13 protein-coding genes and 1 pseudogene are annotated in these 15835 nt (G+C 72.8%); 4 read left to right on the forward strand and 10 right to left on the reverse strand.

From position 1 onward, the window contains the following. Positions 1–6: 6 nt before the first annotated feature. The 5 genes from SGA01_RS18220 to SGA01_RS18240 form a co-directional block, all read right to left on the reverse strand. Complete coding sequence (locus tag SGA01_RS18220) at positions 7–798, reverse strand: bestrophin-like domain (protein WP_141297528.1); 792 nt, start codon at positions 796–798, stop codon at positions 7–9. A 202-nt stretch (positions 799–1000) separates the two neighbouring features. Further along, entirely contained in the window at positions 1001–2248 is a 1248-nt protein-coding gene (locus tag SGA01_RS18225) for an NAD(P)/FAD-dependent oxidoreductase (RefSeq protein WP_141297529.1), read from the reverse strand. Between the two features lie 137 nt (positions 2249–2385). Then, complete coding sequence (locus SGA01_RS18230) at positions 2386–4641, reverse strand: RICIN domain-containing protein (RefSeq protein WP_141297530.1); 2256 nt, start codon at positions 4639–4641, stop codon at positions 2386–2388. A 159-nt stretch (positions 4642–4800) separates the two neighbouring features. Beyond that, on the reverse strand, positions 4801–5382 hold the full coding sequence (locus SGA01_RS18235; protein WP_141297531.1) for a TetR/AcrR family transcriptional regulator: 582 nt from the start codon (positions 5380–5382) through the stop codon (positions 4801–4803). Between the two features lie 91 nt (positions 5383–5473). After that, positions 5474–7045 carry a serine/threonine-protein kinase gene (locus SGA01_RS18240; protein ID WP_141297532.1) on the reverse strand — a complete coding sequence of 524 codons (1572 nt, stop codon included), beginning with the start codon at positions 7043–7045 and terminating at the stop codon, positions 5474–5476. A 351-nt stretch (positions 7046–7396) separates the two neighbouring features. Here SGA01_RS18240 and SGA01_RS18245 point away from each other — a divergent pair, with 351 nt between their 5' ends. After that, positions 7397–8560 carry an agmatine deiminase family protein gene (locus SGA01_RS18245; RefSeq protein WP_141297533.1) on the forward strand — a complete coding sequence of 388 codons (1164 nt, stop codon included), beginning with the start codon at positions 7397–7399 and terminating at the stop codon, positions 8558–8560. Positions 8561–8640: 80 nt separating this feature from the next. Then, a complete protein-coding gene (locus SGA01_RS18250) occupies positions 8641–9036 on the forward strand; it encodes a TOBE domain-containing protein (RefSeq protein ID WP_055645950.1) in 396 nt (131 codons plus the stop codon). Between the two features lie 47 nt (positions 9037–9083). Here the strand turns inward: SGA01_RS18250 and SGA01_RS18255 are convergent, their stop codons facing one another. Next, entirely contained in the window at positions 9084–10691 is a 1608-nt protein-coding gene (locus SGA01_RS18255) for a helix-turn-helix domain-containing protein (RefSeq protein ID WP_141297534.1), read from the reverse strand. A 307-nt stretch (positions 10692–10998) separates the two neighbouring features. Between SGA01_RS18255 and SGA01_RS18260 the strand changes: the two genes are divergently transcribed. Continuing rightward, positions 10999–11481 carry a molybdopterin-dependent oxidoreductase gene (locus SGA01_RS18260; protein WP_141297535.1) on the forward strand — a complete coding sequence of 161 codons (483 nt, stop codon included), beginning with the start codon at positions 10999–11001 and terminating at the stop codon, positions 11479–11481. Between the two features lie 49 nt (positions 11482–11530). Here the strand turns inward: SGA01_RS18260 and SGA01_RS18265 are convergent, their stop codons facing one another. Continuing rightward, entirely contained in the window at positions 11531–13555 is a 2025-nt protein-coding gene (locus SGA01_RS18265) for an RNA polymerase sigma factor (RefSeq protein ID WP_229917880.1), read from the reverse strand. Between the two features lie 72 nt (positions 13556–13627). Then, complete coding sequence (locus SGA01_RS18270; RefSeq protein WP_141297536.1) at positions 13628–13951, reverse strand: YciI family protein; 324 nt, start codon at positions 13949–13951, stop codon at positions 13628–13630. Positions 13952–14137: 186 nt separating this feature from the next. On the opposite strand from SGA01_RS18270, the gene SGA01_RS18275 reads away from it, so the two are divergent. Then, entirely contained in the window at positions 14138–14818 is a 681-nt protein-coding gene (locus SGA01_RS18275) for a DUF998 domain-containing protein (protein ID WP_141297537.1), read from the forward strand. 95 nt (positions 14819–14913) lie between these two features. Here the strand turns inward: SGA01_RS18275 and SGA01_RS18280 are convergent, their stop codons facing one another. Both SGA01_RS18280 and SGA01_RS18285 read right to left on the reverse strand, forming a co-directional pair. Continuing rightward, positions 14914–15582 carry a potassium-transporting ATPase subunit C gene (locus tag SGA01_RS18280; protein WP_141297538.1) on the reverse strand — a complete coding sequence of 223 codons (669 nt, stop codon included), beginning with the start codon at positions 15580–15582 and terminating at the stop codon, positions 14914–14916. A 6-nt stretch (positions 15583–15588) separates the two neighbouring features. Next, a pseudogene (locus tag SGA01_RS18285) lies at positions 15589–15835 on the reverse strand (potassium-transporting ATPase subunit B); the annotation flags it as partial.

Raw genomic sequence — 15835 nt, forward strand, 5'->3', positions numbered from 1 at the left:
GCGGGGTCACTCCGTCCAGTACTGCGCGAGGGCTCCCTCCCGGTACGGCGCGGGGCTCACGCTGAGCTCTCCGGCGAACGGCCGGTCGAGGACGAAGACCAGGAGCAGGCTGAAGCCGATGAGAGCGGCGACCGAGGCGACGAAGAGGATCTGGATCCGCAGCTTGCGCATGCCGTAGAGGAAGGTGAGCGGGATCAGGACCAGCGCTCCTCCGAAGGCCAACGCCTGGAGCAGCGGCGGCAGTTCCTGCTCGGCCATGGTGAGCCGGGCCCGGCGCTGGGAGGCGACGTCGTTCAGGTGGGAGACGGCCTCCTCGTAGAAGACCTCCTCGCGGGCGGTCTTCGGCTCGTACGCCTGGAGGACCTCGAAGACGGTCTGGAACCGGCTCGCCGTGGCCCCGTGGCTCGGCCTTCCCTCGCGCATCAGCGGCCACTGGTCCTCCACGACCCCGTGGACGTAGGCGCTCAGGGCGGTGTCGAGGCGGGCGCGGACGTCGGGCGGGAACGCGGCGGCGTCACGGGCGATGAGGGCCATGTCGGTCGCCTCGGTCGCGACGATGGTCTGCGTGCTCTCCAGTTGCGTCCAGAGGGTGACGATGACGAAGGCGAGGATGATCCCGTAGATCGCGCCGAACATCCCCAGCGTCACCCCGACCATGTCGTTGTGCTCGCCCTCCGCGAGGGACGGGTACCGGCGGCGGAGGAGCACGCTGCCGGCGACGGCCAGGACGACGGTCCCGCCGACGGTGACCACGGCCAGGGTGGTGGTGCTGAAGTGGTTGAGCAGCCAGAGCGACATGTGCGGGGAGTGTAGGGACACGGCGTGTGCGCCGGAGCCGCCCCCGGGCGGCACGTGCGCCGGGCGCGCGCCCGTCCCGCCGTGTGCACGCCCGTGATCACCGGGCGCGCTCTCGGCTTTCGACGTGCGCCGGTGCCCGGCGAACCACACGGACGAGTGACGGGACGGCCTCCGGGTCGATGTCCCCGGGGTCCGCTCGGGGTCACGCCCCGCGATGCCTGAGGTTGACGACCCAGGCCTTGGCCATGACCACGGGGTTCAGGAACCGGAGCGGGCCGATCAGGCGGGACGCGAACAGGTGCATGTGCCGGGCCAGCGACTCGTCGCGCGCCGCAGCCGAGAAGATCAGCCGTTCCACGGGGTTGAACGGCCGGGCCTTGGCGAAGTCGATCGCCAGCTTCTGGTGGCCGGTCAGCCGGCGCCGGTGTCCGCGGGCGTACGCCGCGAGCGACCGGTCGAGATCGCCTGTGCCGGTCGCGGCCGGCGCGATCGCCTCGGCCAGCCACTTCGCGGACTCCAGGGCCCACCCGCAGCCCACTCCCCACAGGGGGTCGCTCGTCAGGGCGGCGTCGCCGATGAGCGCGACGCCCGGTGCGGTGGGCCGGCGACTGCGGAGGGGGTGGTCGACCATGCCGATGATCTTCGTGACACGCTCGGCGGAGTCGATCGGAGGCGCCTCGGGCAGATCGCGGACGAAGGAGAGGAAGCTGCCCTCCAGGTCCGCCCGGAAGGCCGGCAGCCACTTCTTGTCCGGGACCACGGCCACGACCGTCACCCCGTCGTCGTTCGGGAACGCGTACGCCATGTCGGGTTCGAGGAACCAGGTGTGCGCGATCCCGTCGCGCAGCGGCAGGTCCCGGAAGTGCGCGAGATACCCGAACCGCGTGTTCTCGTACTCCTGGGACGGCACGTCGGCGAACTTCGCCACGGCCGAGTCCTTGCCGTCGGCGCCGACGACGAGACGGGCGCGGATCTCGCGCTCGCCCTGCGGTGTCGACGCGCGCACCCCGACCGTGCGCCCGGCCTCGCGGATCAGGCCGGTCACCTGATGACCGAGGAGCAGGTCCACGCCGGGGGTCTCGGCGGCGCGGGACCTGATCAACGGGTCGAGGGTGCTGCGCCGGACGTTGTAGCCGTACGGCAGCGCCGGGCCCGCCGGCGCCGCCTTCGGGTGGATCCAGCCCCAACGGGTGTGCCAGCGGGCCTCGTTGCGCACGGCCCCCGCCTTCTCCAGCTCGGGGACGAGACCGAGCTCCTCCAGCACCGGATAGGCGTTGGCGGTGAGGGAGTGGGTGCACAGCACCTTGTACGCCGCGGGGTCCGAGCGGCGCTCCAGCAGGGCGACGCGGACACCGCGCCGGGCGAGCAGGGTCGCCGCGGCGCTGCCGGCGAGGCTGGCTCCGCTGATGACGACGTCGTAGTCGTACACCGCGCTCTCGGGCTTGGTCATGCGCCGATCGCTCCCTTCGGGTGCCGTGAGTGGAGTGGCACAGCGCTCATACTGTCAGGCACATGACCAATTGAGCCCCGGGAAGCTCCTTGGAAACAATCATGGAAGCCCTGGAAACCCAGGGCGCCCGGCAGGCCTCAGTTGATGGTCCATTGCTGCAATGCCGAGCCGGTGCCGGGCTGTTGGGTGACCGCCGCGCCGTTGGTCGTGGCCGCCGCGGTGAGCAGGAGTCCGCTCTTCACGGAGGCGACGGTGTACGCGCCGCTCGCCAGCCGTGTCACGGTCCAGCGCTGGTTGGCGCCGCCGGTGCAGTTCCACTGGATCACCTTGGCCCCGGCGGTCGTCGAGCCCCCGTCGACGTCGGCGCAGAGCCCCGACTCGGCGTTGGCGAGCTCGTAGGAGCCGTCGCCGCCGCGGGTGAAGAGCCAGGACTGGTTGGCACCGCCGTTCGGGGTCCAGATGACGAGCTGGGTGCCGGCGGTCGTGCTGTGGCCGGGGTTGTCCAGGGCCTTTCCGCTCGCGGTGAGCGTGTGGTTGCCGTCGGCGATCACGACGGGGGCCTGCCCGACGGCGGTGAGGGTCAGGGTCTGCTCGTCCGCCGTCCGCGTCCCGCCCACGGCGTTGCCCGTGGTGTTGGTCCAGGTGCGGGTGGGGGTCGTCTCGGCCAGGCGGTTCGCGGTGCCCGACAGGCCGATCACGAGTCCGCTGTAGCGGTTGACCAGGCGGTACGTTCCGTTCGGCGAGCCGTCCGCGGCGGAGGTGCCGGGGATCACGAACCACTGTTGCCCCACGGCCGGGCCGCCCGCCGGGGCCGGGGTGACCGTCGGCCTGGTGCCCCAGGCGCGACTGCCCGTGGTGGCGGAGTCGACGCCGAGGAGCTGCCCGGTGGCGGCGTTGGCGATCCGGTGCGAGCCGTCTCCGTTGGCGGTGAAGATCCACGATTCCAGGTCGGCTCCGGTGGCCGCCGGTACGGACGTGGTGGCCGAACCGCCGGCGACCTGGGCGAGGACGCGACCGCCCGCGGCGGCGATCCGGTAGGCCTTGCCCGTGTCGACGGGCGCGGCGGGTGCGGAGGAGTCGACGGCGAGGTTGACGTACTCGCTGGACGATCCGCCCGAGCAGCCGAAGGAGCAGTAGGAGCGGAAGTTCCTGCCGACGATCCCGGATCCGGTCTTGTTCACGCCGTCGAGGAACCAGCGGTACCACGACGCGTTCCGGTAGCTGCCCGTGTCGCCGAGACGGAACCACTTCTGGGTGGTGAGGTCGTCGGTGGCGTAGATCTCCTGGGGGGCGTTGCCGCTCTGGTCGACGGCCTGCGGCTCGCCGATGTACAGACCCAGGTGGGCGTTGTAGGTGATGTCCATGACGAACAGGGGTGAGGTGGGGGGCATCCTGCCCGCCGCGACCTGCTGGCTCACGGTGCCGGAGTTCGCCGGGTCGTACTCGCCCCCGACCGGGGTGTGGCCGCTCGTGTCGGAAGCCGTCACCGGCGTCATGTTGCTCTCGCGGCCGCCGACTCCCGGCTCGGTCCAGGCTCCGTCGTACCACTTCTTCCAGGAACCGGGCGCCATCTTCCCGGAGATGGGGGCGCGCGCCACGTGAGCGTGGAAGGCCTTCCAGCCGCCGCCCTTCTCCACGATCCGCGAGCCGTAGAAGGCGTAGAAGTACCCCGACGCGGTGTCGACGAACAGACGCTGGTCGCCGTCGCCGTAGTGGTACGTCTGCTGCGGGAAGGCCGCCGTGTCGCCCCGCCGGGTGCTGAAGGGGGAGGTGATGACGTGGTCCTTGACGGTCCACGTCCTGCCCTGGTCGGTGGAGACCGCGTAGTCGATGCCGTCGAAGTGGACGCCGTCACCGAAGGGCTGCGGTGTGAACTCGTTGTGGACGAGGCCGTACCAGTCACCGGTGTCCGGGTCGACCCACACCCCGGCCAGGTCGCAGAAGTTCCGCTGGGAGTAGGACGATCCGGCCGGCGGGTAGGTGGACTCCAGGCCGGTCGGGCTGTTGTTGCACCGCCACGTCGTGTCGTTGTTCCGGTCGTTGGCGTTCGCCGGGTTCACGGCGTCGCTGATGGCACTCGACCGGACGGCGGTGTCGAAGTTCGTCCCGGTGAAGAAGTTCCACCTGCGCTGCTGCGTCGATCCGTAGAGCGCGTGGGCCTGTTGGAAGTAGAAGGTGCCGTCCTTGTCGATGTAGGTGGAGGCCGGGGTGTCGTCGGGCTGGGACCACGATCCCTTCGCGCCGACGGTGACGCTGTACGTGGCGGCGGTCGCGGACGCCTGCTCCGGTGCGGCGGCCGGTGCGGGCGCTGTCGCTTCGGCGCCGCTCGCGGCCATCGCGAGGGCGACGGCGGCGACGACCGTACCGATCATGCTTCTTCGAGGAGTTGACATGGGGGGACTCCTGACTGGTCTCCGTGCGCGGCCCTTCCGGGCGGCTGGATACACAGAAGCGCGCCGCACGGGCCGTGCACATGGACACGCGACCGCGGCGCTTGGACTTTGTGTCCGGCGCGACGGAGTCGGGTCAGGAGGGAGGGCGGAAGGCCGGGGCTACGCCTGCCGCAGCCGGGCCAGCTCCACCTCGACGGCGTCCGCCATCAGCGTCCGCGCGTGGTCGATCGTCAGGCCGCCGCTCAGCCAGCGCATGCTCAGGCCCTCCAGCAGGGCCGTGAGCCGTTCGGCGGACGCGGCGAGCCCGACCGCCGGCGCCAGGGGCTCCACCTGGCCGAGGAGTCCGGCCACCTCCTGCACCCACGCCAGGGTCGCCCGCGCGAGGTCCTCGCGCAGGACCGGGTCGAAGACGGCGCTGGCCCGGAGCTCGCCCCAGGCCGTGCTGTTCTCCCGTACCTCCGGGGTGTCCTGGAGCTCCAGGATCAGCACCTGGTCGAGCTCCTCGCGGGGGGTCAGCGGCTCCGCCGCCTCGTCCTGCGCCGCGGTGTACCGCTCGGCACGGCTGTTGATGAACTCCAGCGTGTGGCGCAGGATTCCGGTGCGGTCCTTGAAGTGGTAGTAGATCAGACCGGTGGAGACCCCGGCCTCTTCGGCGAGTTCCTCCACGCGGAGCCCGCGGACCCCGCGCCGGGCGATGACCCGGGCGGCCGCTTCCAGGATCTGAGTACTACGAGATGCCATGTCACGAACCCTATCCGGACCGCCGGGCGGCACCCACGCCCGGCCCGGCCGCCGGCGGTCACGACCGCCACCGCCGCCGCCACCGCCCAGGTCAGCCGTTCCGCCGGTACTGGCTCAGCACGACCGTGACGGGCCCGGTGCCGGAGCCACCCTCGACGAGTCGCGCCACGACGAGCCGCTCGCCGTCGGCGCTGCGCACGCAGAACGGCCGCTCGTCGGCGAGCTCGTCGAACGGCAGGCTCGTCACCGGCTCCGCGTCGACCCCGCGCTCGCAGTCGGCCGGGCCGAGCGCGTACCCCGAGGCGACGAAGGCGTCGGCGTCCTCCGGGAGCACGAACCCGCTCTTGTCCCGGGCGAGATACCAGACGGCGGTCTCGGCGGGCGCGACCTTCCCGGTGCCGAGGTCGAACTCGTAGCCGTCGTCCGGAGCGGTCAGTTCCACGTCCGCGTAGCCCGGCGTGTACTCGGCGGCCCGCCCGCCTCGGTCCGGATCGGTCGTCAGCCAGTACGCGACGCCGGCCGCCGCCACAAGACCGGCGACGATGGCGGCGCCGCCGGCCACCGGAGCCGTACGACCACGACGCCGGCCCCGCCGCGCGGCCGATCCGCCCTTCCGTGCGGGTTCCACATCCCGCTCCGCGGCCGATCCGCCCGGCACACCGCCGCCCAGCGCACCCCCGCCCAGCGAACCGCCGTCCGTCGCGACCCGTTCCGTGGGCACGTGGACGGCGGGCGCCGCCGCCCGCGTGGGGCTGTCGTGCGGCGCGTACCCGCCACCGAGCACGGGCGGCCGGTGCCCGCCGGAGGGCCGGAGCCCGCCGAGGTCCTGGCCGGGGCCGACGGCGGCGATCAGCTCCGCCGGGGTGGGGCGGCGCTCCGGGGACTTGGCCAGGCAGTACCCGATGAGCTCGCGCAGCTCCGCCGGTACGCGCGAGAGGTCGGCGGGCTCGTGGACCACGCGGTAGAGGGCCGCAGACTCGGGCCCCGCCCCGAACGGCAGGACGCCGCCGGCCACGTACGCGGCCGTGGCGCCGAGCGCGAAGACGTCCGTCGCGGGCGTCACAGCGTGTCCGAGGGCCTGCTCGGGAGCCATGAACGCGGCGGTGCCGATCCGCAGGCCGGTGCCGGTGAGCCCGGTGGAGTCGGCCGCACGCGCGATGCCGAAGTCGATGACGCGCGGGCCGTCCTCGGCGATCAGGACGTTGGCGGGCTTGAGGTCGCGGTGGATCACGCCCGCCCCGTGGATGACCTGCAGGGCCTCGGCGATCCCGGCGACCAGGCGCAGCACCTCGGGCGCCGGCAGCGGGCCGTGGCGCTCGACCACCTGCTGGAGCGAGGGGCCGGGGACGTAGGCGGTGGCCAGCCAGGGGACGACGTCGTCCGGACCGGCGTCCACCACCTGCGCGGTGAACAGGCCGTGGATGCGGCGCGCGCTCTCGACCTCCTGGGCGAACCGCCGCCGGAACTCCGGGTCGGCGGCGAAGTCCTCGCGCACCGCCTTCAGGGCGATGGGCCGGCCGCCCGGGGTGTGGGCGAGGTAGACGACGCCCATGCCGCCCGAGCCGAGCCGGGCGTGGACCCGGTAGCCGCCGATCTCGTGGGGGTCGTCGGGCTTCAGCGGCAGGTGGGCCGGCTGGACCACGGGTGGCAGAGGGGAGGGCATGGGCGGCTCTTTCGGCGGTACGGAACGGCAGGGCCGATGGGGTGCACGGCGCTCCCCGCGCCGAGAGTGCCTCTTAACTAAAGTTTCAGTCAATATCGACACCAACCCTACAGCGAGCCTCACGGGGCCCCCGCCGGACCCTCTCCCCGACCCCTTCCCCGATATTTGACTGAAAATCCAGTCAGTGTCACAGTGTCATCACGGCCACCCCCACTCACGCCGTCGCGCCGCCGCCTCCACGCGGCCGCCGCACGCGTGAAGCCAAGGCCCGCGATTCCGTCACCACGCCGCGTCCCCGCAACCCCACGGCCGCCGCCGGATACTCTCGCCAGCCCACGATCGGAGCACTCTGTGTCCCCCTTCCTCCCCACCCGTCGCACCGCCCTGCGCGCCTTCGCCGGCATCGGCGCCGCCCTCGGCCTCGGCGCCACCGCCTGCGGCCCGGAAGACCCCACGCTCGGCGGCACGGCCGGCACCCCCTCGCGCACCCCCTCCGCCGGTGGGGAGCGCCACTTCGGCGCCGAGTGGGACAGCCACACCCGGACGTTCATGTCCTGGCCGGCCCTCGCCTCCGTCTGGGAGGACGACCTGCCCTACGTGCGGGAGGACATCGCCCGCATCGCGCGCGCGATCGGGGAGTACGAGGAGGTCGTGATGATGGCCCGCCCGGAGCAGGTGGCCGCGGCGCAGCGGGCCTGCGGCAGGCAGGTCGAGGTCATCCCGCTCGCCGTCGACGACCTGTGGGCCCGCGACACCGTGCCCGTCTTCGTCGAGGACGACGGCAAGCTCCTCGGGGTCGACTTCAACTTCAACGGCTGGGGCAACAAGCAGGAACACACCAACGACGCGCAGGTCGGCCGCAAGCTGCTCGCGCGCTACGGCATTCCCCGCGAGCAGGCACCGCTCGTCGCCGAGGGCGGCTCCTTCGAGACCGACGGCGAGGGCACCCTGCTCGTCACGGAGAGCTCGATCGTCAACGACAACCGCAACCGCGGGAAGAGCCGGGACCAGATCGAGGACGAGCTGATCGAGACCCTCGGCGTGGAGAAGGTGGTCTGGCTCGCGGGCGTCCGCGGCGAGGACATCACGGACGCGCACGTGGACAGCCTCGTACGGTTCACCGCGCCCGGCGTGGTCCTGCTCGACCAGGCGTTCCCCGGCACTCCCGCGGACTCCTGGTCCCGCTCGGCCGACCAGGCCCGCGCGGTGCTGAGCAAGGCGACCGACGCGCGGGGCCGGCGCTTCGAGATCGTCGACCTGCCGCAGCCCGACCTGGACAGGATCACCGGCGAGGGCGACGACTTCGTGTCCACCTACGCGAACTTCTACGTCGCCAACGACTCGGTCTTCATGCCGAAGTTCGGCGACAAGAAGGCCGACGCCCGGGCGAAGGCCATCCTGGGCGAGCACTTCCCCGACCGGGACGTCGTCCAGCTGCAGATCGACACCATCGCCTCCGGCGGTGGCGGGATCCACTGCGCCACGCACGACCAGCCCGGCAAGCCCGCGGCCTGACCGCCGCGGGGGCACGTGCTACCGGCCCGCCCGTCGCTCCCCCGCACTCGCACGGCGCCGGGGGATCTAGAGTGCGGTACATGCCGTCGTACAGCATTGGCCAGGCAGCGAGACTGCTCGGAGTGAGCTCGGAGACCGTCCGCCGGTGGGCCGACGGCGGACGCCTGCGCATGGACCGGGACGGTTCGGGCAACCGCGTGATCGACGGGGTGGGCCTGGCGGCCTTCGCCAAGGAGCGGGGCGCCGGTCTGCACGCCGTGCCGGAGGACGTGCCGACCTCCGTACGCAACGCCTTCGTGGGGATCGTGACGGCGGTTCGCGTCGACGACGTGGCCGCGCAGGTCGAGGTCCAGTCCGGGCCGCACCGGCTGGTCTCCCTCGTGACGCGGGAGGCCGTGGAGGAGCTGGGCCTGGACGTCGGCGTCACCGTCACGGCACGGGTCAAGTCGACCAACGTCCACGTCGATCTGCCCTGACCGAGCGGTCCTCTGCGCCGGGCGGTGCTCTCAGCGGAGCGGTCCTCTCAGCGGCACAGCAGCGCTGCGCGCAGGTCCAGCCGGTGGTCCAGGCGGGACAGGTCCCGGCCGGTGAGGGTCTCCACGCGCTGGACGCGGTAGTGGACCGTGTTCACGTGCAGGTGGAGGGTCTCGGCGGTCCTGGCCCAGGAGCAGTTGTGCGCCAGGAAGACCTCCAGGGTCTCCAGGAGCAGGGCGTTCGAGGAGCGGCCGCCGCGCAGGAGGGGCCCGAGGACCGTGGTCCGGTACACCTCCCTGACGTCGTCGGGGACGCCCGCGAGCAGCGCCTCCAGGCTGGTGAGATCCTCGGCGGCGGCGACGTGCGCCGTGTGCGGGGCCGCCGTGCGGGCGGCCGCTGCGAGGGCGTAGCGCGCCTGGCCGACGGCGGCCCCGAGCCCGGCCGGGCCGGCGACGGGCTCGCTCACCCCGGCGTACAGGGCGGAGGTGGGCCGGCAGGCGTGGACGAGCGGCCATGTCTCGCCCAGGGCGGCCCGGACGGTGCGGTCGACGCCCTCGGCCCCGTCCTGTGCGGTCATGCCCTGTGCGGTCGTGTCGTGCGCGATGCCGTCGTGCGTGATCACCGCGAGCGCCTCGCCTCCGGGGCGGGCGCCGACGGCGAACGAGATCCCGGGAAGGTGGCTCAGCGCCTCGGCGAGTGCGGCGGCGGCGCTTCCCGCGTCCGCGCCCTCCTCCGCCGCCGCCGGCGTCGCTGACGCGACGACCACGGTGTAACCGCCCCGGTCGGTCAGTCCGCACGAACTCAGGGCGTTCTCCAGGGCGTTGGTGTCGGCGTGCGGTATGCCGAGGAGGGCGGCAAGCTCCTGCCCCGCTTGCCGCCGCGACGCCCTGCGGCGGTCGTGACGGCGCCGGTGGCGGCCCAGGACCTCGGCTATCTCGTGCAGGACGCGGGGCGGGACCTGACCCTCGTCCGCCAGGTGGAGGTACCAGGCGTCGAAGTCGGTGTCGTCGGCCTCGACGCGCAGCGTCGTCCCCTGCGCGCCGCGCGCGCCACGCAGGCTCTCCGAGGCTCGCCGGGCGGGGAGTTCGGCGGCGGTGGCGGTGCGGGCGATCGTCCGTCCGCTGCCGGTCAGGAGGTGGCACGACGGCGTGCCGAGATGGGCGAAGGCGCTCTCAAGGAGATCGCCCACGGACGCTCCGCGCTCCAACTCCCGCTCCAACTCCCCGCGTACGTTCTCCGGCAGGGCGTAGAGGTCCGACGGGCGGCGGCTGAGCTCGCCCCACTGGCGCAGGTAGACCGCTTCGGTGATCGCCCGGAAGCTGGTGTGAGCCGGTACGGCGAGCAGGGCGATCCGGTGCCTGCGGCAGGCTTCGGCCAGTTCTCGGGGCACTTCGCCGTGCGTCTCCTCGCCCGCGAGGAGCGCGGCGGCGCCGGCCTCGCGCAGGGCCGAGACGAAGCGCTCCGTCCGCGCCGGTCCGTCGGCGGGGTTCCACCACACCAGTCCGCTGAGGACGATCTCGCCCGACTGCAGGAACCGCGTGGGGTCCTCCAGGTCGGTGGCCGTCACTCCGCCGATCTCCTGGCCGAGCAGCGACTCGTCACCCCAGACCAGGGTGAGGTCGAGGCTGTCGAGCCGGAGGAGATGTTCGACGTGCATGTGCGGCTCCTTGCGCGATCGCGGGATGGGCCCGCTTCTCACATTCGAGAGGTGAATACGAGAAGACACATCGTAGATGCACGGTCGCCGACAGAAAATGCCTCCTGGTTGATCATCCAGGGCGCGAGGCTGCGGGATGGCGCTTTTCCAGCTTCCGGACCAGTCGTCCCGGCCGCCCTCCTCGGGCTTCATTCTCGGGTGGGCCGGTCGGGTATCACTGGGCGCGACCGCCGTATCGACGGCCGTACGGATCGCCGTATCGACGCCCGTATCGATGGCCGCATCGACCGCCCGAAGGGGATTGACGATGACTCGTCACAGCGCCGCCGCACCCCGCACGAACCCCGTACGCACCGGAGCCTTCTCCGTCTGGGGGGACGTGGCCCGCCCGGCCACCCTCACCGTCGCGGACCTACGGCAGGGCTGGGAACAGCACCGGGCCGAGGTCGTCTTCGACTGCGCCACGGCGGGACCGCAGCACCACACGTTCACGGGCCCCCTGCTGCGCGAGGTCGCGGCCGGGACCCGGCCGGACTTCGACCCGGGGCGGCGCAAGGAGCGCTCCCGTTTCCTGCTCGCCGTGAGCGGCGGCGACGGCCATCACGCCGTCCTGTCGTGGGCGGAGATCGACGCCGACTTCGGCGACGCGCCCGTGCTCCTCGCGACCCGCATGGACGGCGAGGCGCTCGACGAGACCGGTGCGCAGCTCGTCGTCCCGTCCGACCGCTGCGGGGCCCGCTACGTCAGCGCCGTCACCGGCATCTGGATCGGCTCGTGCCGTACGTCCTGATGGAGCCGCCGGTTCATCCGCCGACCGGACGACTCACCGCGCTCGCGGGTCAGCGGTCCCCGGGGGCCGGCTTGAGCCGGTGCAGGGTGTAGCCGTCGCGGGCCGGGTCCAGGGGCCTGGTCGCCTGTTTGAAGAGGTACTCGGCGCGCTCGTAGGAGAGTCTGCGGCGGCCCGTGTCGGGGCACAGGTCGGCCGCCTCGGGGGTACGGGCCGGGCCGGGGCGCCGGTCGGAGAGGAAGACCGGGCCGCGCGTCCGCCCGGCGAGCAGCAGCGGCAGGAGCCGGGCCGTTCCGGAGCGCCAGGTCACCCGTCCGTCACGGGGGCGGACGGAGGCGGGCGTACGGATACGGGTACGGGCACGGCGGTCGTCGAGGTCCAGGTCCTCGACGTCCAGGGCGAGGACGGCCGTCGCCCCGGCGCCCGACTCGTGCAGCAGGCGCCACAGCGTCTCCTCGCGCAGCGGCAGGTCCGGGAGGCTCCAGACCGCGTCGAGCTGCGCGGGGTCGAGGGGCCGCGCCCGGGGGCGGGTCCCGGCGCGGCGGTCGAGCCCCGCGGTGAGGTCGTCCAGGCTGGCCCAGGCGCCGAAGGATCGGACGGCCGCCCGGTGCCGGTTCCAGGTCGCGGGTGCCGCCTCGCCCCAGGTCGTCGTGAACACCCGCGCCACCTGCTCCGCCGTGAGGGACGCCAGCGGCTGCTGGTCGCCGAGGGTGCGGCGCAGGCGGCGCAGCGTCTGCCCGTACGAGCGGCTCGTCGCGGGGTCGAGGTCGTCCCGGCCCAGGAACTCCTCGGCCGCCTGCCCCAGGACGGGGCCCGCCGGAGCGGCGGCGCCGAGCTCGTCCGCGCGCCGTTCCAGGAAGGCGCGCTCGGCGGCGTTCCGCGCGAGGGAGGCCGCCCGCCGGAACTCGACGCGGGCCTCGTCGAAGCGGCCGAGCCCGGCCAGCAGGTCTCCCCGGACGCCGGGGAGGAGGTGGTAGTCGCGGAGCACCGGATCGGTGAGGAGGGCGTCGGTCAGGTCGAGCCCCGCCTGCGGCCCGTGGGCCTTCCCGACCGCCACGGCGCGGTTCAGCCGGACGACCGGCGTCGGCAGGACCCGGGTCAGGGCCGCGTACAGGGCGGCGATCTGCGCCCAGTCGGTGTCCTCCGCGCTCCTCGCCTGGGCGTGACACACGGCGATCGCCGCCTGGAGCATGTACGGGCCGGGGGCGCCGCCCACCTCCCGGGCCTTCAGCATCGCGGTGAAGCCTCGGCGGATGAGCAGCTGGTCCCAGCGCCCCCGGTTCTGCTCGTGCAGGGGGACGGGCTCGCCGGAGGGACCGGTGCGTGCGGCGGCGCGGGACGCCTGGATCTCCATCAGCGCGACCAGCCCGTGCACCTCGGGCTCCCGCGGGGCCAGTTCGGCGAGCAGCCGGCCGAGGCGCAGGGCCTCCAGGCAGAGTCCGGGCCGCATCAGATCGTCGCCCGAGGTGGCCGAGTACCCCTCGTTGAAGATCAGGTAGATCACTTCGAGGACCGAGGAGAGCCGCTCGGCCAGGTGGTCGCCGTCGGGCAGCTCGAAGGGGACGCTCTCCTCGGCCAGCGTCCGCTTGGCCGCGGCGACGCGTTGGGTGATCACCGTCTCGGTGACGAGGAAGGCGCGCGCGATCTCCTCGGCGGTCAGGCCGCCGAGCAGCCGGAGCGTGAGGGCGGCTCGCGCCTCGGTCGGCAGGACGGGGTGGCAGGAGAGGAAGACGAGCCGGAGGACGTCGTCCGGCTCGTCGTCCGGCCGTGCGTCGGGGCCCTGTTGCCGTTCCTGACGCTGCCCCAGTTCGTGGGCGAGCTGCTCCTGTTTGCGTTCGAGGCGCTGGGCGCGGCGGAGGTGGTCGAGGGCGCGCCGCTTGGCGGTGGTCGTCAGCCAGGCGCCGGGGTTGTCGGGGACGCCGGAGACGGGCCACTGTTCGAGGGCGGCGACGAGGGCGTCCTGGGCCAGCTCCTCAGCGAGACCGACGTCGCGCACCATGCGGGTGAGCGAGGCGACGATCTTCGCCGACTCGAGTTTCCAGGCCGCATCGACCGTGCGGTGAACGTCCGGCAGCACAGGAACGATCACAGCACCCGCCGTGGCTCGCTCGCAAGCCACGACGGGTGCCGACCACGGGCGTGCCGGGGGTCAGGGGCCGAAGACCTGCTGGACGACGCTCTCGCCGTCTCCGACGATCCGGCGGAAGCGGCGGGCCAGTTCGATCGCCTCCTCCTGGGAGCGGACCTCGATCAGCGCGAAGCCGGCCACGGCCTCCTTGGCCTCGGCGAAGGGGCCGTCCGTCACGGTGATCTCGTCCCCGGCGGAGGTCACACGGATGCCGCCCGGCTCCAGGCCTCCGGTGGCCAGGAGGACGCCGGCGGCCGTCAGCTCCTCGATGAACCGGCCCATCTCGGCGTACAGCTTCTCGTCGGGGGCGGTGTCGGACGGCTTGGTCGTCATCAGGTAGCGCATGGGATATCCGTGCCTCTCGTCTGTCCGGTCGTGATCCGGGCATGTCCGGTCGTGATCCGGTCGGGTGCTTCTGCCCAAGCGTCGAACAAGGCCATGTGACAGGGAATGGCGCCGTTCCCTGTCACATGGCCTCTTCGTCGTGTCGGTGAGAAGCAGTTCGCCCCGCCCACCGGAAGAGAGCCCGTCATGGCCGCCACGCAGACCGCCCCCGCCCCGACCGTCACCCCCACCGCCGCTCCCTCCCCCGCCACCACCCGCTCCCTGCTCACCGTCGCGGTCGTGGCGCAGCCGCTGTGGGCCCTCGTGGCCCTCGCCCAGGCCGCCACCCGGGACGGCTACGACATCACCCGCCACCCGCTGAGCGCCCTCGCGAACGGGTCCCTCGGCTGGATCCAGATCACCAACTTCGTCCTGGCCGGCGTCCTGACAGTCATCGGGGCCGGCGGTCTGCGCCGGGCCCTGCGGGGCACCCCCGGCGGCACGTGGGCGCCACGGCTCGTGCGGATCAGCGGCATCGGCATGATCGCGGCGGGTGTGTTCGTGATGGACCCGGCCGACGGTTTCCCCGTCGGTACGCCGGACGGGATGCCCGCGGCGCTGTCCTGGCAGAGCTACGCCCACTTCGCCGCCGGTTCGGTCACCTTCACGGCCCTGATCGCGGCCTGCTACGTCCTGGGCCGGCACTTCTCCCGCGCCGGGCTGCGGCGGCACGCCGTCGGCTCCCGGGTCGCGGGTACGGCGCTGCTGCTCGGCAACGGCTGGGCGATGGGCGGCGGCACGGCCGGCACGCTCACCCTCGCTGTCGGGGTGATCACGGCGATGGTGTGGATCTCCTCGGTCGCCGCCCGGTACCGCAAGGCCCTCTGAGGCCGACCATGGCACGGCGGGTCCCACGTCAGCGGGAGCCGGCAGGTCCGGGGCGATCCCGGCCCGCCGGCTCCCGTGCCGCTTCGACGAGGCCATCAGCCCCGGGTCAGTTCCTTGAGCGCGATGTTGAGCTTGAGGACGTTGACCCGGGGCTCGCCGATGAAGCCGAGGACGCGGCCGTCGGTGTGGTCGGCGACGAGCTCGTCGACCCGGGCGACGGTGAGGTGGTTCTTCTCGGCGATCCGGTGGACCTGGAGCTTCGCGTACGCCGGGGAGATGTGCGGGTCCAGGCCGGAGCCGGAGGAGGTGACGGCGTCGGCGGGGACGTCCGAGGGCTTCACGGTGTACGAAGCCGTCGAGTTGTCCTTGATGACGGCCGCCTTGGCGTCCTTGACCCAGGTGATCAGGTCCTCGTTGTCCCCGGAGCGGTTGGTCGCGCCGGAGAGGATCAGCTGGTACCGGGTGTTGACGCTGTTGGTGCCCAGGCCGTTGGAGGGGCGCGGCTGGAACCACTTCGGGTCCGGGGCCGCCGTCTCCTCGCCGTCCTTCAGGGGCAGGTTGTACGTCTGGCCGATGAGCTCGGATCCGACGACCCTGCCCCCGCTCTCGATCTCGGAGCCGTTCGCCTTGCCGGGGAAGGCCAGTTGGGCGATGCCGGTGACGGCGAGCGGATAGAGGACGCCGCACACCACGGTCAGGACGAGGAGGGCGCGGAGGCCCGCCCAGAGGACCCGCCCGGTGTTGCCTACGGAGTTGTTCGCCATGGTCGGTCAGCCGATTCCGGGGATGAGGGAGAGGAGCAGGTCGATGATCTTGATGCCGATGAACGGGGCGATCAGGCCGCCGAGTCCGTAGATCCCGAGGTTGCGGCGGAGCATCGCGTCGGCGCTGGACGGCCGGTAGCGGACGCCCTTGAGGGCGAGCGGGACCAGGGCCACGATGATCAGCGCGTTGAAGATGACGGCCGAGAGGATCGCGGACTCGGGCGAGGCCAGGCCCATGATGTTGAGCTTGTCC

Source organism: Streptomyces gardneri, from assembly GCF_006539185.1.
GTDB classification, from domain to species: domain Bacteria; phylum Actinomycetota; class Actinomycetes; order Streptomycetales; family Streptomycetaceae; genus Streptomyces; species Streptomyces gardneri.